This window comes from Blautia sp. MSJ-19 (assembly GCF_018918125.1).
Taxonomy (GTDB): domain Bacteria; phylum Bacillota; class Clostridia; order Lachnospirales; family Lachnospiraceae; genus Blautia_A.
Window position 1 is genome coordinate 1 of record NZ_JAHLQA010000010.1, and the last position, 26814, is coordinate 26814.

The 26814-nt window shown below is 41.2% G+C and carries 25 protein-coding genes and 1 pseudogene; 24 read left to right on the plus strand and 2 right to left on the minus strand.

The features are described 5' to 3' along the window. Positions 1-548 precede the first annotated feature (548 nt). From KQI91_RS05800 to KQI91_RS16465, 7 genes are all read left to right on the plus strand, one after another. Positions 549-995 (plus strand): MarR family winged helix-turn-helix transcriptional regulator, encoded by a 447-nt coding sequence (locus tag KQI91_RS05800; protein ID WP_216391920.1) that lies wholly within the window; start codon positions 549-551, stop codon positions 993-995. Continuing rightward, a complete protein-coding gene (locus KQI91_RS05805) occupies positions 992-2323 on the plus strand; it encodes an MATE family efflux transporter (protein WP_216391921.1) in 1332 nt (443 codons plus the stop codon). The genes KQI91_RS05800 and KQI91_RS05805 overlap by 4 nt, the downstream gene beginning before the upstream one ends. Before the next feature lie 92 nt (positions 2324-2415). Continuing rightward, positions 2416-3336, plus strand: coding sequence for a helix-turn-helix domain-containing protein (locus KQI91_RS05810; protein ID WP_216391922.1), 921 nt, complete (start codon positions 2416-2418; stop codon positions 3334-3336). A 25-nt stretch (positions 3337-3361) separates the two neighbouring features. Then, the gene (locus tag KQI91_RS05815; protein WP_216391923.1) at positions 3362-4291 is read left to right on the plus strand and encodes an alpha/beta hydrolase; all 930 of its coding nucleotides are present in this window, start codon (positions 3362-3364) and stop codon (positions 4289-4291) included. After that, positions 4288-4494 (plus strand): hypothetical protein, encoded by a 207-nt coding sequence (locus KQI91_RS05820; protein ID WP_330654463.1) that lies wholly within the window; start codon positions 4288-4290, stop codon positions 4492-4494. The genes KQI91_RS05815 and KQI91_RS05820 overlap by 4 nt, the downstream gene beginning before the upstream one ends. 126 nt (positions 4495-4620) lie before the next feature. Next, positions 4621-5355, plus strand: coding sequence for a LytR/AlgR family response regulator transcription factor (locus KQI91_RS05825; RefSeq protein WP_216391924.1), 735 nt, complete (start codon positions 4621-4623; stop codon positions 5353-5355). Between the two features lie 37 nt (positions 5356-5392). Continuing rightward, the gene (locus KQI91_RS16465) at positions 5393-5530 is read left to right on the plus strand and encodes a GHKL domain-containing protein (protein ID WP_442860598.1); all 138 of its coding nucleotides are present in this window, start codon (positions 5393-5395) and stop codon (positions 5528-5530) included. Positions 5531-5635: 105 nt separating this feature from the next. Here the strand turns inward: KQI91_RS16465 and KQI91_RS05835 are convergent, their stop codons facing one another. Next, entirely contained in the window at positions 5636-7147 is a 1512-nt protein-coding gene (locus KQI91_RS05835) for a hypothetical protein (protein WP_216391925.1), read from the minus strand. Between the two features lie 210 nt (positions 7148-7357). On the opposite strand from KQI91_RS05835, the gene KQI91_RS05840 reads away from it, so the two are divergent. The 12 genes and pseudogenes from KQI91_RS05840 (at position 7358) to KQI91_RS05895 (ending at position 22309) form a co-directional block, all read left to right on the plus strand. Next, complete coding sequence (locus tag KQI91_RS05840) at positions 7358-8203, plus strand: helix-turn-helix domain-containing protein (protein WP_216391926.1); 846 nt, start codon at positions 7358-7360, stop codon at positions 8201-8203. Further along, positions 8193-9071, plus strand: coding sequence for a DMT family transporter (locus KQI91_RS05845; protein WP_216391927.1), 879 nt, complete (start codon positions 8193-8195; stop codon positions 9069-9071). Before KQI91_RS05840 ends, KQI91_RS05845 begins: the two co-directional genes overlap by 11 nt. Before the next feature lie 128 nt (positions 9072-9199). Further along, positions 9200-10450 (plus strand): ATP-binding protein, encoded by a 1251-nt coding sequence (locus KQI91_RS05850; RefSeq protein ID WP_216391928.1) that lies wholly within the window; start codon positions 9200-9202, stop codon positions 10448-10450. Between the two features lie 88 nt (positions 10451-10538). After that, positions 10539-13214: a DEAD/DEAH box helicase gene (locus KQI91_RS05855; RefSeq protein ID WP_216391929.1), complete on the plus strand. Its 2676-nt coding sequence runs from the start codon at positions 10539-10541 to the stop codon at positions 13212-13214. Beyond that, positions 13201-15240, plus strand: a complete 2040-nt coding sequence (locus KQI91_RS05860) for an ATP-dependent helicase (protein ID WP_216391930.1) — start codon at positions 13201-13203, stop codon at positions 15238-15240. The genes KQI91_RS05855 and KQI91_RS05860 overlap by 14 nt, the downstream gene beginning before the upstream one ends. Positions 15241-15291: 51 nt before the next feature. Continuing rightward, positions 15292-16581 (plus strand): annotated as a pseudogene (locus tag KQI91_RS05865) (IS1182 family transposase); the annotation flags it as partial. A 286-nt stretch (positions 16582-16867) separates the two neighbouring features. Further along, a complete protein-coding gene (locus KQI91_RS05870) occupies positions 16868-17974 on the plus strand; it encodes an RNA-guided endonuclease TnpB family protein (RefSeq protein ID WP_330654464.1) in 1107 nt (368 codons plus the stop codon). Between the two features lie 233 nt (positions 17975-18207). Beyond that, on the plus strand, positions 18208-18978 hold the full coding sequence (locus KQI91_RS05875) for an alpha/beta hydrolase (protein WP_216391931.1): 771 nt from the start codon (positions 18208-18210) through the stop codon (positions 18976-18978). A gap of 23 nt (positions 18979-19001) precedes the next feature. After that, complete coding sequence (locus tag KQI91_RS05880) at positions 19002-19487, plus strand: DUF6921 family protein (RefSeq protein WP_216391932.1); 486 nt, start codon at positions 19002-19004, stop codon at positions 19485-19487. Then, positions 19484-20020, plus strand: a complete 537-nt coding sequence (locus KQI91_RS05885; RefSeq protein WP_216391933.1) for a pilus assembly protein PilX — start codon at positions 19484-19486, stop codon at positions 20018-20020. The genes KQI91_RS05880 and KQI91_RS05885 overlap by 4 nt, the downstream gene beginning before the upstream one ends. Before the next feature lie 19 nt (positions 20021-20039). Beyond that, positions 20040-21635 carry an FAD-binding protein gene (locus KQI91_RS05890; protein WP_330654465.1) on the plus strand — a complete coding sequence of 532 codons (1596 nt, stop codon included), beginning with the start codon at positions 20040-20042 and terminating at the stop codon, positions 21633-21635. Next, a complete protein-coding gene (locus KQI91_RS05895; protein WP_253288380.1) occupies positions 21632-22309 on the plus strand; it encodes a 2Fe-2S iron-sulfur cluster-binding protein in 678 nt (225 codons plus the stop codon). Before KQI91_RS05890 ends, KQI91_RS05895 begins: the two co-directional genes overlap by 4 nt. A 39-nt stretch (positions 22310-22348) precedes the next feature. Here KQI91_RS05895 and KQI91_RS05900 read toward each other — a convergent pair whose 3' ends face one another. Continuing rightward, positions 22349-22885: a DUF234 domain-containing protein gene (locus KQI91_RS05900; protein WP_216391934.1), complete on the minus strand. Its 537-nt coding sequence runs from the start codon at positions 22883-22885 to the stop codon at positions 22349-22351. Positions 22886-23078: 193 nt separating this feature from the next. Here KQI91_RS05900 and KQI91_RS05905 point away from each other — a divergent pair, with 193 nt between their 5' ends. The 5 genes from KQI91_RS05905 (at position 23079) to KQI91_RS05925 (ending at position 26533) form a co-directional block, all read left to right on the plus strand. Then, entirely contained in the window at positions 23079-23741 is a 663-nt protein-coding gene (locus tag KQI91_RS05905; RefSeq protein ID WP_216391935.1) for a VanZ family protein, read from the plus strand. 112 nt (positions 23742-23853) lie between these two features. Beyond that, positions 23854-25155, plus strand: coding sequence for a putative ABC transporter permease (locus tag KQI91_RS05910; protein ID WP_216391936.1), 1302 nt, complete (start codon positions 23854-23856; stop codon positions 25153-25155). 22 nt (positions 25156-25177) lie between these two features. Then, positions 25178-25540: a YccF domain-containing protein gene (locus tag KQI91_RS05915; protein ID WP_216391937.1), complete on the plus strand. Its 363-nt coding sequence runs from the start codon at positions 25178-25180 to the stop codon at positions 25538-25540. A 139-nt stretch (positions 25541-25679) separates the two neighbouring features. Then, complete coding sequence (locus tag KQI91_RS05920; RefSeq protein ID WP_216391938.1) at positions 25680-25997, plus strand: PadR family transcriptional regulator; 318 nt, start codon at positions 25680-25682, stop codon at positions 25995-25997. Next, the gene (locus tag KQI91_RS05925; protein WP_216391939.1) at positions 25994-26533 is read left to right on the plus strand and encodes a DUF2812 domain-containing protein; all 540 of its coding nucleotides are present in this window, start codon (positions 25994-25996) and stop codon (positions 26531-26533) included. The genes KQI91_RS05920 and KQI91_RS05925 overlap by 4 nt, the downstream gene beginning before the upstream one ends. Positions 26534-26814 lie beyond the last annotated feature (281 nt).

Consider the following 26814-nt stretch of genomic DNA (forward strand, 5'->3'; position numbering starts at 1 on the left):
AGCCATTTGTGAATCCTCCTTGGTAATTTTGTTTGTGGTGAACTTATTATACCTAAAGGGAGAGCATTTGGCTCTATTTATTTTTAATATTCAATTTACACCATTATACGGGCATAACCAGATAATCAATAGCTTGGACATCGGAAATAGATTCTGCTCATAAATCGATGCTGGTACCTTAATATAAATGGCATATCAGACATCGAGAAACAGAACAGTCATCCAACCCGATGCCATCATGCCCAAAGTGTATCCTGCACCGCAAAACAGACGTTTTTTTCAGGGCAGCTTGTAACCTACTGCCCCCACACTTGATCCAAACGTGCGTTTTCTTCCATTAGAACCTAAACTGCCAACAAGGCTGGCACTGGTATGGAAAAAACATGCCGTGTTCAGCAAAGTGGCGAAAACATTTATCAATACTTTGGAACAACTTTAAGGGGAAAGCTGACATAAAGCTTTCCCCTTGCTGTTTCCGGGATTGACAAACTGGAAATTCAGGAGTATATTTCCTATAATCCCAAATGGGATTGAATGGAGGGATAAACATGAACCGTGAAATACAAAAACTACATGATCAGGTAAACCAGGCAATCATCCGGTGCCGAAGAGTTTATTCTATGTGGGCGAAAGAAAATAATGTCAGCTATAACCGGATGCTGGTGCTTTATACGATCCGGGAATATGGATTCTGCACACAGAAGCAGGTTTGCGACTCTTATCTGCTGCCGCGTCAGACGATCAACCATGTGATCGCGGAAATGAAAAAAGAAGGAATTCTTGAGATCAATAAGGAAAAATGCACTGGAAAAGAAAAAGCCTTTGTACTGACAAAAAGTGGCGAAGAATATTCAGAAAAATTACTGCATTCCCTGAGCCTTATGGAAGAACGGGCAGTGAAGCAGCTTGGCGAAGAGAGAATCCGTACAATGACAAAATTATTTATGGAATATGACCAGATTCTGGAAGATTCACTGGAGGAAGAAGAGCGATGAAAAACGAGACCAGTACAGAGACAGAATTATTTCGGACAGAGAAAATCCCAAAGATTTTGTTAAAAATGGCACCGCCTGTCATGCTGGCACAGCTTATCCAGGCAATGTACAACATTGTAGACAGCTTTTTTGTCGGCCAGTACTCGGCAAATGCATTAACAGCATTGTCGGTTATTTATCCTTTGCAGCTGATCATTATTGCGCTGGCGGTGGGGACTGGCGTGGGTGTTAACACCTACATGGCCCGTCAGTACGCACAGAGGCTGCCTGAAAAAGCAGAAGAGGCAGCAGGAACAGGAATGGTCCTTGAAATTGCAACGTGGCTTATTTTTGCAGCTCTTTCTGCCGCATTCATGCGCCCCTATGTTATGACCAGTGCAAAAGTCCCGGAGGCGGTCACCGATGCTGTGACTTATGGACGGATCGTCTGCATCGGCAGTATCGGTGCATTTCTGGAAGGAAACTGGACAAAAGTCCATCAGTCAAGAGGAAATATGCGCCGTCCGATGGTTGCACAGACAGTAGGTGCACTGACCAATATTGTGCTGGATCCGATCATGATCTTTGGACTTGGCCCGGTGCCGGAGATGGGTGTTGCAGGAGCAGCCTGTGCGACAGTCTGTGGACAGATTGCAGCAGCGATGATCACAGCTTTCGGAGGTGTCCGCAGACTACCGGAGTGGAGAAAACTGATCCTGTATGCAAAGCAGATCTATCGGTTTGGCTATGCTTCGATATTGATGCAGGCCATGTATACGGTTTATATTGTGATCCTGAATGCGATTCTTGCAGGATTTTCAGATTCAGCAGTCACTGTGCTGGGACTTTATTACAAGATGCAGACCTTCTTTTTCATTCCGCTTATGGGACTGCAGACCTGTATTGTTCCGCTGCTCAGTTTTAACTATGCGACAAAAAGCTATCACAGATGCCGGGAAACGATGAAGGATACCTATGCATTTTCCTGTGTGGTCATGCTGATCGGCGTAGTCTGCTTTGTATTCTTTCCGGTGCAGCTTGTAAAAATATTTTCCAGCAGCAGAGAGGTAATTGCAATTGGAAAGACTGCATTTCCCATCATAGGATCAAGTTTTATCCCGGCAGTGTTTTCCCTGATGACACCGGTATTTTTCCAGGCGATCGGAAATGGAAAAGTAAGCCTTTTTCTGTCTGTCATGCGTCAGATATTCTGCCTGATCCCAATTTTCTGGGGTCTGTCACTTCTGGGACTTCGCTATACCTGGTTCGCATTTCCGATTTCAGAAGTGCTGGTAGGAGTTGTGGGATTGATATTCTATCGGAAAACGATTATAGATTGGAAAAAATGAGGATAATTTCTGCGCCAATATGATCTCTGTGTTCTTTTCTTTATGCTCACCAACTGCTATAATACTCTTATAGAAAACACAGGGAGAAGCAAATGTCTAAAGCTGAATATCGTTACTATGAACTTTCACAGGATCTTCCGCTGCTTGTTTTGACTGGTGAAAAATGGGAAACTGTTTATGGAATGGATAACATGCATTTTCATAATTATCTGGAAGTCGGTTACTGTCATTATGGAAATGGAATCATACAGTTTGCAGAAAAAGAAACGCCTTACCATGCAGGAACACTGACGTTCATTCCAAGGAACATTCCGCATCGTACCTGTCCGTCACCAGAAGAACATGACAAAAAGCAGAAATGGGAATATCTTTTTATAGACACAGACAGGATCCTCAAAAAGTTTTTTGAGGATGCGCCTGAAAAGTATACAAAAATGCAGAAAAATCTTACCAGAGAAGTCCTGGTGCTGGACAGCAGCAAAAACGCTCTGGCTGTGGAACTGCTGCAGATGATAATAGAAGAAACACAGCAGAAAAAATATCATTATAAATATGCAGTTTTATCGCTTGCGTTTAATTTTCTGTTATTTTTTGATCGGCTGAACACGCTGGATTTCAAGGATGAACTTTCACATTCTGATGCAATGAATTATGTTCGCAAGATCATAAACTACATGGAACAGCATTACACGGAGGATATAAAGGCAAAGGATTTTGCCAGAAGCTGTGGGTTGAGCGAAACTCATATGAGAAGGATTTTTTCTGAATATACGAACATGCCGCCTTCCGAATACCTGAATGTGGTCCGGATCAACAAAGCATGCGAACTGCTTGCACATGGAAGTGCATCCATCGAAGAAGTCGCTCGTTCCGTCGGCTACCCGGTTCTGTCTACGTTTCTGAGAAATTTCAGAAAGATAACAGGACTTTCGCCAAGTGCCTGGCGCAAAAAAGCACTGGAAAACCCACAAAATATAGCGACTTATCAGATTTCTGTACTGAAAGGCTGGTAAGACGTAAAACTGGAGAATATATCTTATGGAAATAAAAAACTGGACCTACGAAGAATACCCGTCTTTTGACGAAGAGATAGAAGGTGTTACAAGAATCTCGACAACCGGAGATGAGAAAGGAACTTATATTTACTCGAATGTGGAATATGCCAACATGGATGGTGTGCCGCTTCATTTACAGATCATTACACCACAGACAAGAAACACCATAGACAGTGATACATCGTATCCCTGTCTTGTGTACGTCCAGGGCTCTGCGTGGCTTGAGCAGAATATCAATGCGAAACTGGGAATGCTTTCAAGACTGGCTGAGAAGGGCTATGTCATAGCAGTTGTGGAATACCGCCACTCCGGGATTGCACCATTTCCGGCGCAGGCACTGGACACAAGAAACGCGATTCGCTTTATGAAGATCCATGCGGCAGAGTATCACGTAGATACGGACAAAGTGTTTGTCGGTGGCGATTCATCCGGTGGACATACAGCCATGTTTTCTCAGCTGCTCCACGATGATGAGCAGGATACAAACTTATATCCCGGAACAAATGCGGATGTAAAAGGGATCCTCTCTTTTTATGGTGCCTTAAGTGTAATGCTGCAAGATGGCATGCCAAGTACGCTCAACCACCATCTGCCGGACAGCCCGGAGGGAAGGGAAATGGGAGGCACAAACCTACGCGAGTACCCGGAACTGTGCCGGAAATTATCTGTAGAATGCTACATCCATGAAGACACGATCCTTCCGCCAATCCTGATGTTCCACGGCACCAAAGACCGCACGATCAATCCCCGCGTAGGCGTAACCGTTTACCAGAAACTCAAGTCCTGCGGAAAAGATGTCCAGTTATATCTCCTGGAAGGCGCAGATCATGGAGGAAGCGAGTTCTGGACAGAAGAGATACAGGAGATTGTGATTAACTTTTTAAATAAACAAAAGGAATCTTTTACGAAATGAAATTAGATGTTTTAGGTTTGATAGGGGCATGCTCTTATGCGTTGGACTGTGTGGAGGCAGAACTGGTCCATGTAACGGACAGGCATGCGAAACGTGTCGCATACATGAGTGTATGCACAGCAGAACAGAATATCAGAGAATTACCGTTGCATAATATAAAAAATGTGATCCTGTATCACCATGAAAACGCCGATGCCTGCTGACCATTAACAAAGAAAATTTGTCAGAGCTTAATTTGTCGGAGCTTAAACACATACCTGTCCATTGAGGGTTGTCCCGAACATTTGCATCATTCACAGACAAAAGAAACAGGAGTAAGAATAAAAAAGATGGAAAATTGTATTAGAATTGCGGTTTGTGATGATCTGCAAACAGACAGGGAAAAAATCATATCACTGCTTTCTTCTTATCTGGATCAGAATGAACTGTATGCCAAGATCGATGAATTTGTATCCGGAGAAGCGTTTCTGGATTCTGATATTCAATGTTACAGTCTTGCATTTCTGGATATTTTTATGGATAACCTGAACGGGATGGAAACTGCCAGAAAAATCATTCAGATGAATCACAAGATACAGATCGTTTTTGCAAGTACCAGTATTGATTTTGCAGCAGAGGCATTTGATATCGAAGCACTTCATTATATCGTAAAGCCGATTGAACAGGGACAGATCTACAAGGTTTTGGATAAGTTTTTTGAGAGTTTTTACTCGATGAGGATAGTCGAAGTAAAAGTTGGAAGATTAAAGGAAAGCGTCTATCTTTCAGATATTCTGTATATAGAGGCAAAGGGAAAGAAGACTCTGCTACACATGAAAACAGGTATCCTGGAAGCGTCGCAGTCGCTGTCGGAAATGGCCCAGATCCTTCCAGATAGTGATTTCTGTATGCCGATCCGGTGGGCATTGGTTTCTATGCGTGAGGTCACATCCATGTCGTCTGACAGATTAAAACTCTCTGACCAGACTGAAATTCCGATCAGTCACGGCAAACGAGAAGAGGTCAAAAAGGCATTCTCAGATTTTCGCTGGGCGGATATGAGAAGAAGGATACGGGGAAGATAATTCTTTTGACGGTATCATCCTCAAAAAAGACGACAAGATCTTATCTCGAAAGAGAGAAAATAAAGAAGGAATCGGCATTCAGTCGATGAAACAGATCTGTGAAAAATACGACGGGATCAGTCGATTTGAGGCAAAAGGAAATCAGTTTGAAGCAAGTTTTATGCTGCACATATAAAATACCGGCTTTCGGAATTGAACTCTTTACAGAGTATGATCCCGGGAGCCGGTATTTTTTTATTGCGGTGTATTTTCAGGAAGCACCACTGGTACGTCTGAGGATTTATTTCTTATGGAAAACAATCGCACGGTCATAAATGATCTCATAGTAGGAAGCACCAACACCTGTTTCATCCAGGTAAGCTCTGAATGCAAGAAACAGAGGGTTTCCATTATCTACACCATAGAATTTGCCTTTTTCGTTACCGGCGGAGTATTCGATCGTGGAAGTATGATCATCCATTTGAGTACGTGCCATCTTGTAAACATAATACTGATCCGGATTTTCACAATCTTCTTCCAGATACTCACTGGCACTTCCGGTATAAAGGGAATCGTAAATGCTGCACACACCATTCAGCATCGGACGTCCATAAAGTACTGCATTGGAATAACGTGCTTTCCCGTTTTTTGTATGGTTTACACCATAAACAACAACAAAATCATCGTCCGAGTCCAGAGTGAAGTCACGTGTCATAAGATACGTTGTATCGCGGTTGTCACCCTGGGAATTCATATCGTTATAATATGCTGTCAGTCCTTCCGGAACTGCGATATCTGATTTGAGCTCTTCATAAGTATAATCTGATGCATATTTTGCGATGATCGCCTCTCGTATACTGTTCAGATGTTTAGAAGGTTCATCCATTACTTCTGTCTCATGTTTTCCTGTTCCGCGAGGCGTTACAGCTGCATTTTCATACGGATCTGCTGCCTGCTCTTCTTTTGGGGTTACACGGTAGAGTACGGAGTTATCTGCAAGTGTGGAAACATATTTTTCATAAGCATCTGAATCCGCAGGCTGTGAAATACGTCCCAGAAAGCAGAAAGTATCATCCCCTTTTTCCAGTCCCATACGATACGTTTCGGCAGGAATCGGCATGATATTGATCATGCTGTCATCAAATCCAGAAGCATGGAGCTGCTCTGTTACCTGATCTGTTATGGTCTGGTTTGCGCTGATCACAATGACGGCATTGGTTCCGAACTCACTGTCATCGCTATGTTTGATATTGAGCATATTAAGAGGTTCCCCGATGGAACCAAAGATCGGATGATAAAGACCGGTAGTTTCATCCCCGGCGCTGAAAAATCCAGCTTCATTTGTGTAGTCTTTTCCCTCTTTCTGCTCTGTGAACATAATATAATTCACAAAAGAATAATAAGTACATTCAGAAGGAAGCGTAGTGACAAGTACAAGAGCTTCGTCCTGACAAAGTTTATACTGCCAGCCAGCCGGTGGGAAAGTCGGATTTGGAACTTCCTGCTCCGATGCCTCCGGAAGATCAAAAACAGTGTAAGAAGATCCGGCATTGTTTCCAAAACAGCTGAGAAGTTTTCCTTCAGAAGCGGCTTTGACCGTATCCAGTTCATAAAAACTTCCCTGCTGTACAGCAAAGCCAGAATCTTCCAGAAGCGTTTTTAACTGGGCTGTATCGCCGGTGTCCGATATACTTTCTGTCTGTGCATCCTGCTGTTCTTCAGCTTTTACAGGGGATGCGGAATAAGATGTAGAAAAAAGAGCTGCTGTCAATAAACCTGCAGCAAAAATGGAATGCAAAACTTTTCTTTTCATTTGCAGTTCTCCTTCCTGTTTTTTATTTTGCTTATAAAATAGCACAAAAAACGCCATATTTTGGCTACAGGGAATGAAATGAGAGCATACGGAATGAAATGTCAGATCTGACACTTGGGCTTGTTATATATTGGGAAAATAATGAAGATATTTTACAAGCATTTTTCATTATGCGGATGTTAAAATGTACTCTGAGAGGAGACAAAGATCATGAAGAAAGAAGTGCGAACAGTCATCTATGATGATGAACTGCGGCTGGAAGCATATTGTTTCGAGGGGATCATGCAGCCTTTCCCAAATCATTTCCATGAGTATTATGTGATCGGATCTGTGGAAAATGGAAAACGCTGTCTGTCCTGTAAGAATAAAGAATACACCCTTCAAAGAGGCAATATTGTTCTTTTCAATCCCGGAGATAATCATGCCTGTGTGCAGGGTGATGACGGAACTCTGGATTATCGTGCGCTTAATATTTCCAGAGAGAGTATGCTGAACCTGACCGAAGAAGTGACTGGGAAACGAGAACTTCCGGGATTTTCGGAAAACGTGATCTTTGATGAAGAAGTGGCCTGTTACCTGCATTCACTGCACGAAATGATCATGAAAGGTTTCAATGATCTTGGCAAGGAAGAAAATCTGCTATTGCTGATTTCTCTGCTGATACAAAGATATGGACAGCCTTTTGAGCAGTGCATTCCAGAATGTCGGGATGAGATAGAAAAGGCCTGCCGGTTTATGGAACAGCATTTTTCTGAGCATATTTATCTGGATCAGATCTGTTATCTGGCGGGACTCAGCAAATCAACTTTGCTGCGGGCATTTACGAAGTCCAAAGGTGTAACTCCATATAGTTATCTCCAAAATATCCGCATCGGAGAAGCGAAGAAATTACTGGAACAGGGCCTGACGCCTGTGGAAGCGGCATTGCAGACAGGATTTTCTGATCAGAGTCATTTTACAAACTACTTTAATCGTTATATTGGACTGGCACCAGGTGCTTACAGGGAAATCTTTTTAACGAAGGAAAATTCGGAGGACAAAAAACATGGAAAATAAGAAAAGAACAGGGCATTTGTGTGCACTGCTTACGATCATGATCTGGGGAACTACTTTTATATCGACAAAGGTTTTACTGGTGGATTTTCGACCGGTAGAAATTTTGTTTTTCCGTTTTGTCATGGGCTTACTGATGTTGTCGATTATTTCCCCACACAGGCTGACTGGTACGAGCCGCAAACAGGAACTTACCTTTGCTGCGGCAGGATTTTGCGGGATCTGCCTGTATTATCTTTTGGAAAATATCGCGCTTACCTATACAATGGCTTCAAATGTGGGAGTGATCATCTCAGTCGCTCCATTTTTTACGGCCATTTTGAGCCATCTGTTTCTGAAAGAAGAAGGACGATTACGGGCAAAGTTCTTTGTTGGATTTGCAGTTGCAATGGTGGGGATTTTTCTGATCAGTTTTAACGGATCTAAGCTGGAACTGAATCCGGTGGGAGATCTGCTGGCTTTACTGGCATCCTTTGTCTGGGCATGTTATTCCATTCTGACGAAGAGAATCAGCAGTTATGGTTATTCGACTATCCTTACGACACGGCGTGTGTTTCTGTATGGTATTCTTTTTATGATTCCTGCGATGTTCCTTCTTGACTTCCATCTGGAACTGGGGCGTTTTGCAAATCCGACGTATCTGATTAACCTTATTTTCCTAGGTCTGGGTGCTTCGGCATTATGTTTTGTTTCCTGGAATTTCGCAGTCAAGATCCTGGGTGCTGTAAAAACCAGCGTCTACATCTACATGGTCCCGGTTATTACAGTTGTGACTTCCGCACTGATCTTACATGAAAAAATTACCGGTCTGTCAGCTGTGGGTACGTTTCTGACCCTGACGGGGTTGTTTTTGTCGGAAAGTAGAAATTGAGATTATTGCAGAGTCTTTCTTTTATGATGCAAAGCGGTCGCAGAATCAATCGTATTTTTTTACGATTGATTTTGTGACTGCTTTTGCATATAATATAACTAAAATAAATTGGAAAGGATATGAATTGTATGAAGGAGACGCGAACAATAGAATTTAAAGAAAAAGTTACAAATACTTTTTTGAAAACGGTGAGTGCTTTTTCAAATTACAATGGAGGAACGATCCTTTTTGGAATTGATGACGATGGCAATGTTAAAGGTTTGCCAGATGTAAAACAGTCATGCCTGGATATCGAAAATAAAATCAATGACAGTATTTGTCCTCAGCCAGATTATACGATTGAAGTACAACAGGACCATACAATAAAACTGTCAGTTAAAAGCGGCATTCAGAAGCCCTATTTGTATAAATCGAAGGCATATAAGAGAAATGATACAGCTACGATAGAAGTAGATATACTGGAATTATCAAGGCTTATCCTGGAAGGGAAAAATATAAGATTTGAAGAGCTTCCATGTAAGAATCAGGAACTGTCATTTGAGATTTTATATCGTAAATTAAGAGAACACATACAAATTAATACATTTAATCAGGACACTTTAAAAACATTAAATTTGTATGATAACGATAATGGTTATAATAATGCAGCAGGAATTCTGGCAGATAAAAATCATTTTCCAGGAATTGATATTATGAAATTCGGCGAAAATATCAGCATTATCCAAAAGAGAGTAACCTTCGAAAATATGTCAATTCTTGAGGTATACGATAAAACAATTGATGTATTCAGAGATTACTATCAATATGAAGAAATACAGGGAAGTGACAGAAAAACAGTGGAAAAAATACCGGAGGCTGCATTCAGGGAAGCAGTTGCAAATGCGTTGATTCACCGAACATGGGATATGGAGTCTGAAATCAGAATCTCAATGTTTGATGACAGAATAGAAATTGTCTCACCTGGTGGATTGCCTTCTGGAATAACAGAAGATGAATATTTAGCCGGAAAATTATCTGTTTTAAGAAACAGGATTCTTGCAAATGTATTTTACAGACTCGGATTTGTTGAGATATTTGGAACAGGAATCACAAGAATCAAACAGCTTTATAAAGAAGGATTAAGTAAACCGGATTTTGAAGTATCAGAGAATACGATCAAAACAGTACTTCCGATTTTTGAAAAGGACCTGGATTTGACGGAAGATGAAAGGGTTGTATATAAAACTTTAAGCAAGATTATGTTAAAGCCAATCAGTGAAATTGCACCCTATGTTCCCTTTGGAAAATCCAAGACAACACAATTACTGAAAAATATGGGTAAAAAAGGGATCATAGCTGTTGAAGGTAAAGGCAGAGGAACGAAATATATAATAAAATAAGCCATCTTGCCCCGAACATTTGTTTATGGTATCCTGTATTTATCATATCTGACGTGAAACAAACAATAAAGGAGCATCTATACTACTTATGAAGGGAACTATCATTTATAAAAAAATCATACCGGAAAAAGCCCCCATCTATGCGGAATTTCCATCAAATCTGCATCCAGATATCCAGAGTTTTCTGGTGAAGCAAAATATTCAGTCCCTTTATATACACCAGGCAGAGACTTTTTGCGAGGCGGTCAATGGGAAAAATATCGTGATCACGACGCCGACAGCCAGTGGTAAGTCTCTGTGCTTTTATCTGCCGGTGATCCAGGAAATTTTGCAGAATCCTATCACACGGGCGATTTTTGTCTATCCGACCAAGGCTCTGGCAGCAGATCAGTACCGTGCTTTGAAGCCTTGGATAGAATATTTTGGTGAACACAGATTGTCAGCAGGCGTTTACGACGGAGATACCCCTCCCGATGAGAGGAAACGGATCCGGGAGCGTGCCAATATCATTCTTACAAATCCGGATATGCTGAATGGTTCCATGCTTCCAAACCACAGCAAATATGGTTTTGATTTTATTTTTGCCAATCTGAAATATATTGTCCTGGACGAGCTTCATGTATACAGAGGGGCCTTTGGCTCGCATCTTGCAAATGTATTCCGGCGGTTATCCAGACTTTGCAGGTATTATCATTCAGAGCCACAGTTCCTGTGCAGTTCAGCGACGATCGCCAATCCGGTAGAGCTTGCCGAAAAAATCTGTGGAAAAACGTTTACCTGTATCAGTAAAAGCGGGGCAGGCATGGCAGAGCGGACCTATTGTCTGATCCAGCCGCCCGAAAAACTGGATAGAGACGGAAATCCTTATGGAAAAGAATCCGTAATAAGCGTTGCGGCGGATCTGCTTCCACAGCTGATGGAAGAAAAAGAGAGCTTTCTGGCGTTTGCAAAATCCAGAAAAAACGTAGAGATCCTTGTAAAAGAAACCAGAGATCATCTGGAGAACAGCGGCTTTCTGGGAAGTGCCAAAAAAGAGGAGATATCCGGATACCGAGGCGGCTATACCCCACAGGAAAGAAAAGATATCGAAAAGCGCATGATCTCCGGAGAACTGACAGGCCTTGTATCAACCAATGCACTGGAACTTGGAATTGATATCGGAAAGATCAACACTACAGTACTTGTGGGATATCCCGGAACCAGAGCATCCTTCTGGCAGCAGACCGGACGCGCTGGAAGAGGAAAAGGAAGATGCACCAATTATCTGATCCTGGCAAATCTTCCTATGGATCAGTACATTGCCCTGGAACCGGAATGGCTTTTTGACAGCAGCAGTGAGAATGCTATTGTAGATCCGGATAATCTGCTGATCGAGCTGGCACATATCCGCGCTGCAGCAGCAGAACTTCCATTGTCTTTGGATGACGGGGCGCTTTTTCCGGATCTGGGAGAGACAATCCCTGTTCTTCTGAGAGTAGAAGAAGTCCGAAGTCTTGGAGGACGCTTCGTGTGGTCTGGAGGACTGTATCCGGCGGGAGAATTTTCCATGCGGAACATCGACCAGAATAAATATCAGCTTCTGAATAAAGAAACGGGGAAAGATATCACAGAAATGGATGAGGAACAGGCTTTCCATGAGATCCATGAAGGTGCTGTCTATATGCATGACGGCGAGTTTTACCAGGTGGTACATATGAATCTGGAAACCAAGATCGTGGAGGCAGTTCCTTTTCATGGGAATTATTACACGGTTCCGGGATGTGAGACAAATATCCGCATTATCCACAGACAGAAAAAGCAGGAATGGAAAAGGACGGAACTGTCTTTCGGAGACGTAAATATTGCGGATTTTGTATACATGTACAAAAAAATGCAGTTCCATAATCATCAGAATCTGGGATTTGAGCAGCTTCGGAAACCGTTGACGAAAAATTACGATACGGAAGCAGCATGGATCAAACTTCCTGAGAATGTAGTAGCCATGTACCGAAATCTGCTGCAGCCGGATAAACAGGGATATTATGTGCGAAATAATCATTTTGAGGGGTTGATGTTTGCATTAAAGAATGCAGCATTGATGGTGACGATGACGGAAAGCGCAGATCTTGGGGTTGCCGTTTCTTCTAATGCGCTGGAACTTGCAGGAAGCACAGAGGAAGAGGTTTACCTTTATTTTTATGACTGCTATGTAGGCGGTCTTGGATTTGCGGAAAAAATCTATGATCTGATCCCTAAAGTAGTGGAGCAGGCTGTCCGTATGGTTTCCGGCTGCCGCTGCAAAAACGGATGTGCCGTATGCATTGGTGATGACCGGCTGGATCGGAATGTCATTCTGTGGGGACTTCAGAATCTGTCGGAAGAATCTGGATTTGCAGGAATGATCAGTCTGTCAGAGAATCAGGAAGAACAAAAGATTTCCAAAGAGTTTAAACTGGAAGAATTAGAAGAAAAGTGGGATACCTTCTGTAGCAGGATAACAGAAAGAAATGAGGCGTTTGCAGGATTTTTCCGCATGGTATCTTCAATAGAAGTAAAAGGAGATTCTCTGATCTTTTATGTAAAAGAAGCGTTCTATGCAGAATGGGCAGACATGCCGGAAAACAGAACTGCCATTGTGAATATCCTTCTCAGGTATGTATCTGTTCCAGACGGTTTCCGGCTTGCTATTCTTTCCGGTGAAAAAACAGCAGATCATGATAAAAAAGAAAAAATGATGCGAAGATATCATTCATTGAAGAAGGACGAAAACAATGGAACTGAATAAATATCAGGAAGCGGCGGTCCTGGATGAGAGCAACACCTGTCTGGTACGGGCAAATGTGGGAAGTGGAAAGACAACGGTTTTGATCGAAAAGATAAAGTATCTTTACGAACAAAAGAAAATCCCGCTGGAAGATATGATCGTTCTGACATTTACAAACAAGGCTGCCGATGAGATCCGTGAACGATTAAAGATATCTGATATGGATCAGAAGGCACAGAACTGCTTATATGGCACCTTTCATGGTATTGCATTAAAGCTTTTGCAGGATGTTCTTCCAGTACAGGAACTTGGTTACACCAGAGAATTTCAGGTGTGTCTTCCAGAGGAAGAGCTGGAACTGGCTATACGTCTTATCAAAGAACATAGTCTGAAGATCAAGTACAAGAACCGTCTGAGAAAGAGACTGGATCAGAAGAACCGGACAGGTGGTTCTTCGCGGAACAATTATCAGGATGATTTTTTACAGCTTGTAGAGTTTCTTGCAGAAGAAAAACGGAAGCAGAATAAGATGAGTTATGAAGATCTTCTGATCAATGCCACCAGACTTCTGGAATGCCATAAAGAATTACTTCCAAATATAAAATGGATCATCATTGATGAGGTACAGGACTGCGATGAACTGCAGTTTGAGTTTATACGGCAGTTAAAGAAACCGAAAGTAAACCTGTTTGCCGTCGGGGATCCAAATCAGGTGATCTATAGCTGGCGGGGAAGCGTGTTTAATATTTTTTACCGTTTTCGGGAGCTTTATCAGGCAAGAGAACTTTCGCTTCCGGTAAATTACCGTTCTTCAGGGACGATCCTGGCTGTTTCCAGAAGGTTTCAGGAGACGGGAGATACTCTGGAAGGCGTACAGGATAAGGGCGAAAAAATATCAGTAAAAAATCATTATGATCCGTTTCAGGAGGCAGAATATCTGGCTGAAAAAATTCAGAAACTCCATGAGCAGCAGGTTCCATACGAACAGATCGCAGTATTTTATCGATTGCAGGATCAGTCTGAAATCCTGGAAAAAGTTTTTGCCAAACATGAAATTCCTTACGAAGTATCACAGAAGAAAACAATCCAGGACATTCCGGTGCTGGTGTGGTTCCTTCAGATACTCCGTTTTCTGAGTAATCATGAGGATATCAGTAGTGCAGTTTCTGTTCTCACGAACAAGAATTTCGGCGAAGGATGGACGGAAAAGAAGGCGCATACAGAAATTGAATCAGTGATAACAGGAAACACATTTTTCTCTAAATCACTGCTTTTTCAGAAGATGTGGGAGTATCAGGATCAAAGAAAAGATTATGAGGAACTTTGGGAATTCCTCTGCCTGGAGAGATATCTGCATCCTGCTTCCGCAGATTATGCGGAGAATCGAAAGTATATTATGCAAATGCTGGGCAGGATGAAAAAATACAAGAATATCCGTGACTTCCTGAATGAGCTTGTTCTGAATGGAATGGACCTGGAAAGAGAGGAAGATTCCAAAAGTTCCGTAAAGCTGATGACACTGCATGCTTCCAAAGGACTGGAATTCGACTATGTATTTATTATAGGAATAAACGATGGCCTTATTCCTCTTAACAGCAAGGATGAAGCAGCAGAGGAAGAAGAACGGCGGCTTTTTTATGTGGGAATGACCCGTGCAAAGAAATTTCTGGAATTATCTTTTTATACCAGCCCCAATGGAAACCGGGTATTTCCGGGCCCGGGACGCTATCTTTCCTATTTGCCTGAAAAATATCTGACAGGTTCAATACGTCAAAAGAGAAATCCAAAGGAAGCAGCAGAACATTTGCAGGATCTTAAAAAGATGGTTCTGGAAGAAAGAATAAAAAAAGCGGAAGCCACAGAAACCACTACAAAAGTACAGGAACAGCCAGAAAAAAAGCCAACTGCAACAGAAAAAAAGGTAGAACACCCCAAGTATGGAATGGGTGTGGTGATTTCTGAAACGGAAGACATCATACGGGTACAGTTTGAGGATTATGGAGAGAAGGAGCTGCTGAAGGCATTTTCGCAGTTGAAATATATATAAATAGCCTGAATTATTCATGAGCATTTCTATATGCTCATGAATAATTCAGGATTACTATTTAAATATCTGTTTTTAAAATATCTTTATAACCTTTCTGATAATGGTGTTGTTGAAAGATCACGATATGATATGTCTTTTAAATATTTTCTGGAATTAACGCCAGAAGAAGAGGTTATCCATCCCAGTCTTTTAACCAAATTCAGAAAGCAGCGTTTAAAAGATGAAAATATACTTGATCTGCTCATAAATAAAAGTGTAGAACTTGCCATGAATCAAGGTGTTTTAAAAAGCAATACTATAATTGTTGACTCAACTCATACAGAAGCCCGTTATCATAAAACTACTCAGAGAGAAATGTTGAAAAAAGCCTCTACTTCTTTAAAAGCAGCTTTAAAAGATTCTGATAAAGACATTTATCTGCCAGATGAACCTGAAAAACGAGCTTCTTTAGATGAGTATAATGAATACTGTCATGAATTATTAAACACAGTCCAGGAAAGTCCGTATTCAGAACAGCCAACGATTAAAGAAGAATCTTCTATGTTATCCGAAATTTTGGATAATCAGATTGATTGTTATGAACAATCCATTGATCCAGATGCCCGGATCGGCCATAAAACGGTCAATTCTTCTTTTTACGGATATAAAACTCATTTGGTCATGACAGATGAACGGATCATCACAGCAGCAACAATCACATCCGGCGAAGTATTTGATGGTCAGGAACTTCCAGTACTGGTTCAAAAAAGTAAAACAGCAGGTGCAACCGTTAATGAAGTAATAGCATATACCGCATATTCCACACTGGAAAATTTAAAAGATGCGGAAAGCAATGACTATAAATTAATTTCAAAGCTTAACCCGTGCATCATAAAAGGGACACGTTCAGAGGACAGCTTTACTTTTAATAAAGATGCGGATACCATGCAGTGCCCAGCTGGGCATTTGGCTATAAAATATCGAATTGACAAACGTAGTAATCAGAAAAAGAATACACGTATCAAATATTTTTTCGATATTAATAAATGCCATGTCTGTCCTTATCGTAATGGCTGTTATAAGGAAAATGCAAAAACTAAAACGTATAGTATCACTATTAAATCGGATTATCATAAAAATCAAGAGGCGTTTCAAAAAACACAATATTTCAAGGAACGTTTCAAAACCCGCTATATGATAGAGGCAAAAAATAGTGAATTAAAAAATATACACGGATATAGTCGTTGTGATGCTGCTGGATTATCAAACATGCAACTTCAAGGAGCAGTATCAATATTTGCAGTCAATTTAAAACGAATTTTAAAACTAAAGGGAGAAGTCTGCCCAAATGAGGAAAAATAGGAAAATTCATCTCTCAAAAGGGTAGATTTTGCATCCCTCAAAACACTATTTTAGCAATATTTTATTATCAAGGAACATTTTTGCACATATTTGACGCCCTGTGATACTAAACTTACCACTTTTTCAGTGGCGTCCTATAGGTGAAGGGATGAATTGCACCTTTGAGCATATCTGCTCGAATAATTCGTAGAAACACTTGTTCTTATAAAACAAATATATTATAATAAAGAAAGAACAATATGTTCGTAAAAAATAAAATCAATCCGTCAGTATATAGAAAGTCAGGGTGAGAAAGATAAACCGGGCAGTAAAAATAAGAATCTATCCAAATAAAGAACAGATATCTCAGATAGAGAAAACAATCGGCTGCTGCCGTTTTCTTTATAACCAGATGCTTGCAGATAAGATCAGTTATTACCAGAAAGAAAAAAAGATGCTGAAAAATACACCAGCCGGATATAAAAAAGAACATCCATGGCTGAAAGAAGCAGATTCTCTTGCATTAGCGAATGTGCAGAGGAACCTGGAGGGAGCTTTCCGGAAATTTTTTCGGGAACCGAAAGTGGGATTCCCAAATTACAAATCAAAAAAACATTCCCGGAAATCTTATACAACAAATATGGTAAATGGAAATATCTGCCTGCAGGAAAAGTCTCTGAAACTACCAAAGATGACACCCATAAAAATAAAACTTCACCGTTCGATACCGGAAGGATGGAAACTAAAATCAGTGACTGTAAGCAGGGAACCATCTGGAAAATATTTTGCAAGTCTGTTGTTCGACTGTGAAAACCAAACAGCGGAGAAAAGACAGGCAGAAAAATTTCTGGGGATTGATTTTGCCATGAATGGACTGTGCGTGTTTTCTACCGGTGAAAGAGCTGGATATCCAATGTTCTACCGGAGTGCTGAGAAAAAGCTTGCCCGGGAACAGAGAAAGCTTTCCAGATGTGAAAGGGGAAGCAGGAACTATCAAAACCAGAGGAAAAGGGTTGCATTATGTCATGAAAGGATAAAGAACCAGAGGAAAGATTTCCATCATAAGCTCAGTCATAATCTTGCGGAGAAGTATGATGCGGTATGTGTGGAAGATCTGAACTTGAAAGGGATGTCCGGAGGTCTGCATTTTGGAAAAGGGATACAGGATAACGGATATGGGCAGTTCCTTTCGATGCTTGGATATAAGCTGGAAGAACGTGGGAAATATCTTATAAAAGTAGACCGCTATTTTGCGTCCAGTAAGATATGCAGCGTATGTGGAAATAAGAAGAAAGAACTGGCTTTGTCAGAACGAACCTACATATGTGAATGTGGGAACCGGATGGATCGGGATGTGAATGCAGCTGTCAATATCCTGGAAGAAGGAAAAAAGATATATATAAAATGTGCGTAGCGGCACATAGAAAAATCTGTAACCAGATAAAAAGAACCGCGGGACACGCGGGGATAGCCTGTTTTTGCTTTGCCCTAAAGGGTAATTGAGCAGGAAGCCCCCACTTCAAAATCTGTAAGATTTAAGTGGTGGGAGCATGTCACTGTCTGTTTTGACTTATAATTAAGTGCAATCATAGGATCTTTGTGGTAGAATAGCAGTAAGCGATAACTAACCAAAAAAGAGGGGAGATTATGGAATTCAGAACAATGGGAAATAAAGCAAACCCGGCGATATTATTTTTCCATGCTATGGGCGTAACTGGCGACAGCAGTGTTCCGGTGGCAGAACATCTGCAGGAAAAATATTACTGCATTATGCCAACGTCAACCGTATACTGCGCCGGGCAAAAATATCGAAGCAAAAGTGATGAAGTGCAGCAGATCATAAATTTTCTCAAAAAACAGAAAATCAAAGAGATTCCGCTTGTAGTGGCTTCTTCCATAGGAGCAGATCTGGCGATGGCATTTTTAACCAGTACAGAAATTCCTGTAAAACATGTCTTTTTCGATGGAGGACAGTTTGCGCAGATCAATAAACTGACCAGAAAGATCATGGTTCCGTTTCTATATCTGGCGATCAAAAGCCTCTACTGGTCGAAGGGAAAAACTTTAAAGAAAATACTTTGGTGCGATGACGAGCAGATCAAGCCATATTTTATCGCGGCAGGTAAAAATCTGACTTACGGAAATATCAGACGTCAGATGGCTGACAGCCTGGAAGAGAAACCATTTCCTGCTTTACCGGAAGAACTCCAAAGGCGTACTTTCTGGGAGTTTGGGAATAAAGAAGATCATTTCAAATACAGAGCTGCAGTCATGAAGGCATATCCATCTGGAAACTTCCCGGTTTTTGACGGGCATAATCATATGCAGTATCAGATCCGTGATCCGAAAGGATTTGCAGAAATGTTGATAGCGATCATAGAAACCGGGGAGTTACCACAATTAGCTTTTATCAAATAATTTATTCAGAGGAATTGTGTGAAATGAAAGAAAGAATACGACATGTGGTGCTGATTCTGCTAGCTTTGCTGGTCATAGTTGGAGGAATTTCCATTTTCCTTAATAACGCAAGCTATAATCCGGATTTTTCGGTGATAGATGCGATCAGCGGAGCTACGAAGAAAACGCATGGTGATAATGACAAAAATGAAACAGTTCCTTCGTGGGGATATACGAAGGACGATCTTGCATTATCTGATGAAAACTATGCAGAAGAAACGATCATAACGGCAGGAAATACCTACAAAATACTGAAAAATATATCCGCAATTGAAAATACAGACACGATCATGCTTTTATCCGACAAAGGAAATACGGAATATCAGAGGGCAGTTCAGGATATAGCAGATTATTTGAAGGAACAGGGATACCACGTCCGGATAAAAGAATGCAGCGAAACTATGATGCTGTCTCTGGTACATGCAGGGCATTTTGAGGTGTTCCTTATGAGTGAGGAGGCGGGAGAGTGAGAAAATGGAATAATATTCTTGCGAGAGTCATAATTGTATTATTTTTGCTTCACGCTCTCATGGGAAGTCTGATGTTACTGGGCGTGAGTTCGATTTCCTTTCTGCCGCTTTCCTGGGGACTGCTTATTGCTGTGAGCGTTCATGGAATCCTGGGAATAATAGCTACCTTAGCGGCAGTCTCAGGCGGAAAAGCGAGCGGACACTGGTATTTTAAACAGAATGCAGCTTTCTGGACAAAAAGAATATCCGGTATTGCCATCCTGTTATTACTTGCTTTTCATGTAACAGCATATACAACAAGCGTAGATGGCAGGTTCTTCTTAAAAGAATTTACCCTGTGCCGGATGTTATCGCAGATTCTTTTCATACTGGCGATTTTCATTCATCTTGCGGTGAGCATAAAAGCAATGCTGATCGCAAAAGGTACAGTTAAATTCAAAGAAAGAACAACAGACTGGATGCTGGTATTATCTGTTATGATGCTCTTTTTTGCAGTAGCAGTGATCATTTATTATATACAGTGGCAAATGTGAGAAAATGATGGAAAAAACAATGATTATTATAGGTGCAGGTGCCGCAGGACTAAGCGCCGCACTTGAATTTGCGAAAAATGGAATAAAATCAATACTTGTATCTGATATGCCCTCTGAGCGGGCGCAGTCAGTAATGGCAGAGGGCGGCATTAATGCAGCTCTCAATACAGAAAGCGATTCGTCAGAGCTTCATGCAAAGGAGACCATGAAAGCAGGAAGATACATCGCTGATCCCCGGGCGGTAAGCCAGATGACGGCTGCTGCACCGGAGATCATAGAAAAACTTTTTTCAGACGGAATGGCGTTTACGTTGGATGAAGAAAAAAGACCAGATGTCAGAGCATTTGGCGGACAATCTGTAAAAAGGACTTTTTTTGCGGCGGCAGATACAGGCAAACAGCTGATGCATGTTTTGATCGGTCAGGTCCGCAGATATGAAGCAGAGGGAATCATTGAACGCCGTACAGGATGGACATTTCTTAAATTACTGCATGACAGTGAGCAGGCGTATGGATGTGTACTGCTCCATCCGATCACGCAGGAAAAGATGACCTGTTATGGAAAAGTTCTGATCGCATCCGGTGGACTTAACGGAATGTTTGGCAATGCGACAGGTTCCGTCAGAAACACCGGAGCTGTGTCGGCGAATCTTTTTGCGTCCGGAGTAAAGTTTGCAAACGGAGAATTTATACAGTATCACCCGACAACGGTAAAACTTCATGGCAAAAATATGCTGATCACAGAGGCAGTGCGAGGCGAGGGTGGCAGACTGTATGTTCTGGAAAACAACAAACCTGTTTACTTCATGGAAGAAAAGTATCCAGAGCTGGGAAATCTCATGCCAAGAGACGTAGTCGCCAGAGAAGAATGGCTGCAAATGAAGCAGGGAAAACAGGTTTATCTGGATATGAGCCATCTTGGTAAAGAAATTTATGAAAAGCGGTTAAAAGGAGTCATTGATGACTGCATCCGTTTTCTTGCACTTGACCCGAGAAAAGAACCGATTCCTGTACTGCCCGGAATCCATTATTTTATGGGCGGTATATGGGTGGATGCAGATCATCGTACATCTATGAAGAACCTTTATGCGGCGGGCGAATGTGCATGCCAGTATCATGGAGCAAACCGTCTGGGAGGAAATTCACTTCTGGGAGCACTGTATGGAGGAAGTGTCGCTGCAAAGTCGGCGATGGAGGATGAAGATATCATGGAGCCGCCGTCACCACTGGTAAGTGACAGGGAAGCGAAAGAGCAGACCGCAGGCAGTTACGTCGAAAACTGGCAGGCGCTGCAGGATATAATGAAAAATGGACTTGCTATCATCCGCAGCGAAGAAACCTTGCAGACTGCATTGGCAGATCTGGATAAACTGACAGAAAAAGTGAAAAAGGAATACGATACTACCGCTACAGAGGCAGAAAATCAGGCACTTGCAGACTGCTGCCTGCTGGGAAAGGCATTGCTTTTGGGTGCACTGGAACGAAAGGAAAGCCGTGGAGCACATACCAGAAGCGATTATCCGGCAGAGCGTGAGGAATATCAGAAACAGACAATTGCGGAATTTACCGGAGGAAAGATCCAGATTTATTTTCAGAAGGCAGGTGAGCAAAAATGACGATTGAGATTTCTGTAAAAAGACAGAAGAGTAAAGACGAGAAACCATATATACAGAAGTTTCTCTATACAGGGGACGGAAATCTGACAGTTGCCGACTGGCTGACAGAAGTGAACAGGAAGGAAGCAAAGACAGACCGTATCGCATGGGAATGCGGATGCCTCGAAAAAAAGTGCGGTGCCTGTGCAATGCTTGTGAATGGCTATCCAATGCTGGCGTGCAGTGTGTTCTTGAAAAATGTTGCCAAACGTGGAAAGATCATACTGGAACCGTTTCATAAATTTCCTCTTATTAAAGATCTCATTGTGGATCGGAGCACGATCTTTGACACAATGAAGCATATGAAAATATGGCTGAGTGAAAAAGATTCGTCAGACTATTCCTGGGATCGCGAATTGCAGTACAAGGCGGGACAATGCCTGCAATGCGGCTGCTGTCTGGAAATCTGTCCAAATTTTCTTGCCGGAAGAGAATTTGCAGGTGCTTCGGCAATGGCAGAAGCATATCGGGCAATCGAGCAAAATGACTGGGGCGATCACAGAAATGATATGAAAAAGGAATACAGAAAACGTTTCTTTGCATACTGCGGACAATCCTTCTCCTGCAAATCCGTCTGCCCACAGAAGCTGCCATTGGATGCGATTCAGGCGAGGATAAATGGATTTAAAATCTGAAATTTTATCTCCCCCATTTGAACTGGGGGAGATTTTTTCTCATTGATAGAGTTCATCTAATTCGATGAATATCTGATTTTCTTCCGGTTCACAGAGAAAACCAGATCTGGAAAAGAATCCATATTTATAACAGTCTAAACCAGTCTGATTCACCTGGCGGATTTCATTCTGAATCATATTTTCTGTTAAAGGATTCTTTCGGAACTTGGCTTCATAGAAAATGTATCCCAGATCATCTTGTGTAACAATGTCAAATTCTCCATTTTTCTTTTCGATAGGATCGTCGTAATAATATTTTCCAATCTTTTCAAAAATCTCATCCATCAGACCTTTTCGGTTTTTTCTGATCAGATACTGTTTACAAACAGTTTCAAAAATTTTGGGAACATATTTGGTTTCAAAATCATCTGCAATATATTTATCATAAAAAATGTCAGAGTCCATAATATTCATTCTGGAAATGTTTCTGAAAATGTATTTATAATAAAAAAGAGATAAATTATCTGAAATAAAATATCCAGATTTTTTTCTGTTGTTTTCATCGTTGATAGGAGATTCCTTTGCAACAACATCCATCCGGATCAGTTTATTCGGCAGAAACCGAGTCAATCATGACCGAACAAAAATAAATATTAAAAGATAGAGCTCAGAAATAATGACAATGCCTTAAATTATGAAAATCTTAAGATTTATCCCACCCCCTTTTTAATCTTTATATCGTTAAATGGATTTCAGAAAATAATATAAAGTTTAAAAGGGGGATTTTTAATTGAATTCGATTTCAAACAGTCAGACAAACGTCCAGCTTGGTCTGTTTGACGCAATAAAAGATTTGCTTTTTGTTGATCCTGTTTTTTTACTCGGGATACTCGTGATCTGCGTAATGCTGATCCTGATCTTCAGGAGAAGCAGGACGATACCAAAGATCAGAACATCGGTTTTGTTATTAGTATTTTATTACTACTTATGTGTAATGCTGACCAAAATTGTAGGTATTCCTACCCTGAAAGAATATATAAGATTGTCAGGGCTGGGAGAAGCATTTTTACATCCTAATATAAATCTGATTCCGTTTCACGATGGGTTTAGTCTGGGATTTCTTTTGAATATTTTTCTCTTTATTCCATTGGGATTTTTATGTCCTCTTATAAGCAAGCGTTATCGAAGCATAAAAAATACATTTTTCATTGGTCTTGGATTGTCTTTTTCTATTGAGGTTGTTCAGCTCTTTACCCTGTATAGAGCAACGGATATAGACGACCTTATCACCAATGTTGCCGGAACGCTGATTGGTTATTTTTGCTTCAGGCTTGCACACAAGCTGGTGATGAAGAAATCTTATTCAGTAAGTGCTCTTAAGGAATCATATTTTATGTGGCATGTTCCCGTCGTAATCATAGTTACTACCTTTATTTTGGGATTTTTCAGTTAAATATAATTTTGGAATCAGTCAGAACTCCTTGCTGAAACTTATTCCAGACATTATAATATAGTAGTGTTTACAATAAGTACAAAAGAAAAAAGGAGAAGGAACTAATTTACAAATGAATATTTTTTCAGGCTATGAGCTGTTGTGGCTGTTTTTTGTATATTCGTTTCTGGGGTGGGTTCTGGAGACAGTGACAGCTACTTTGAAGCAGCGTAAATTTTCTAACAGAGGTCTTGTGAACGGACCGTTCTGTGTAATGTATGGAATTACCGCAGTAGTGATCTCTTTTGGTCTGCAGGAACTGACAGGGTTTTGGCTGTTCTGGTATTCGATGATCTACGCTACCGTGACAGAGTGGATTGGAGGACACCTGATCGAGAAAGCGTTTAAACAGAGATGGTGGGATTATTCTGACGTCAAATGGAACCTGGATGGATATATCTGTCTGCCGGCATCTGCTTTGTGGGGTGTTTTTGGATACATAGCGGTCCGATGGGGGAACAATCTGACCCTGAAACTTCTGTCTGTTTTTCCAGTACTGTTATCACATATTGTTCTGCTGGTTCTGGTCGCATTGATGATCGTGGACGTTGCAGCTTCGTATCTTTTGCTGATAAAGAAAGGTCCTTATCTGGAACAATGTGCAGCTGCAAATGAACAACTTGATAAAGTAAGCGACCGTCTTACGTTGTGGATTACAGACTGGATCGAGCGAAGGATTCAGAAAGCATATCCAAAAGTAAGGAAAACACAGGCGGCAGAGAAGACAGAAGAAAATGTTTTTGCCCAGGGATGTGGATTTTATAAACTGATGCTGTTATTTGTTATTGGTGCATTCTTAGGGGATATTGTTGAGACTGTTTTTTGCCGGATCACAATGGGATACTGGATGAGCAGAAGCAGTCTGGTGTGGGGACCATTCAGTATCGTATGGGGTCTGGCACTGGCACTTGTCACCTGGTTCTTGTATAAATATAAAGACCGCAGTGAGAGTTTTCTTTTTCTGACAGGCACTTTTCTTGGTGGCGCTTATGAATATCTGTGCAGTGTATTCACGGAGATTTTTTTCGGAAAAGTATTCTGGGATTACAGTAAACTGCCGTTCAACCTTGGGGGAAGGATCAATCTTCTGTATTGTTTTTTCTGGGGAATCGCGGCGGTTGTATGGTTCAAAAAAGTATATCCCTTTCTTTCTGGCCTGATCGAGAAAATACCGGTGAGACCAGGCAAGATCATTACCTGGATCCTGACCGTATTTATGTGCTGTAATATGATCGTTTCTTCCGCGGCACTGATGCGCTACGATCAGAGGGCACAGGGAGTCGAAGCACAGAACCAGGTAGAAAAATGGGTGGACACGCACTTTGACGATGCCAGAATGAAACAGATTTATCCGAAAGCGAAGTCTACACATTAAGTGGGGCGAAAGGAGTGTTTTTATGAGGACTTTGGGAAATATTCTCTGGTTTATATTTGGTGGCTTACTTGGTGGGCTTGCATGGGTTTTTGCCGGGTGCATCTGGTGTATCACGATCATCGGAATCCCGGTAGGCTTACAGTGCTTTAAGTTTGCGGCACTTGCATTCTGGCCTTTCGGGAAAGAGGTCGTATATGGAAATGGAATGTTTTCATTTCTGGTAAACCTGATCTGGATCGTATTTTTCGGATGGGAAATGGCACTCGGAAATCTGATCGTAGGCTGCCTGTGGTGCATCACGATCATTGGTATTCCGTTTGGAAAACAATTTTTCAAGATGGCAAGACTTTCCTTTATGCCGTTTGGCGCGAATGTGATTGGATGAAAAGACTATAGAGAATGAATGGACGACTATCAAAAATGGTCGTCTATTATTTTGTAAAAAATAGGGATTGACAAATGTATCGTAGTGCGATATAACAAAAGTATCGAAGTACGATATATCGCACTGAAAGGGAATGCTTATGGATGCACATATAAAGAAAGTTTACGTTCCCATGACGGAGACAAGTTTTTATATACTATTATGTCTTCGTACCCCGAATCACGGTTATGGGATCGTACAGAAGGTAAAGGAACTGACACAGAATGAAGTGGTACTTGGGCCAGGGACCATGTATGGCAGTCTTTCCAAGATGGAAAAGGATGGCCTGATCTATTTTATCAGGGAAGAAGATAAGAGGAAAATTTATCAGATCACAGAACTCGGCACAGAAGTTCTGGAGCTTGAACTAAAGAGAATCCGCAGACTGTATCGCAATGCACAGGAGGTAACGCAATGAAGAAACTCAAAAAAGAATTTCGCTGGTTTAACATTATGGAATACGAAAAAGAAGAAAAGTACCTGAGCAAGAGACACCTGGAAGGTTGGAAATTTAAGAGAGTGACTTTCCCTGGAATCTATACATTTGAGAGGTGTGAGCCTGAGAAAGTAATCTATCAGCTGGATTACAATAAAGAAGGAATCAAACATCAGATGGAATATGTACGGATGTTTGAGGACTGTGGATGGGAATATCTGACAGAATTTGATGGATATAACTATTTCCGGAAACCGGCAGACAGGATGGAGCAGGACGAGGAAATATTCTGTGATGATATCTCCCGGCTGGATATGGTGAAGCGAATTTTCTGGGGAAGAGTGATTCCGTTGATCGTGATTCTTTGTGGTCTGATTCAGCAGACTTATATATCTTCGACAGATTACAGTGAACACGGATTGCTGCCAGTGTGGGTTGTATTATTAGTTATATACGTTATTACCCTTCTACAGTTTGCCATAAAATATTTTACATTTCGAAATAAGATACAAAAGTAATCTTCGGTTGGTGAAACGTTAGTATAAGAAGGGTTTGTCGGGAAATGGCATCGGGTTGGACAACTGTTCTGTTTCTCGATGCCTGATATACTATTTATATTAAGATACCAGCATCGATTTATTTGTGGGACCTATTTCCGATGCCAAAGCTATTGATTATCTGGTTATGCCCGTATAATGGTGTAAATTGAATATTAAAAATAAATAGAGCCAAATGCTCTCCCTTTAGGTATAATAAGTTCACCACAAACAAAATTACCAAGGAGGATTCACAAATGGCT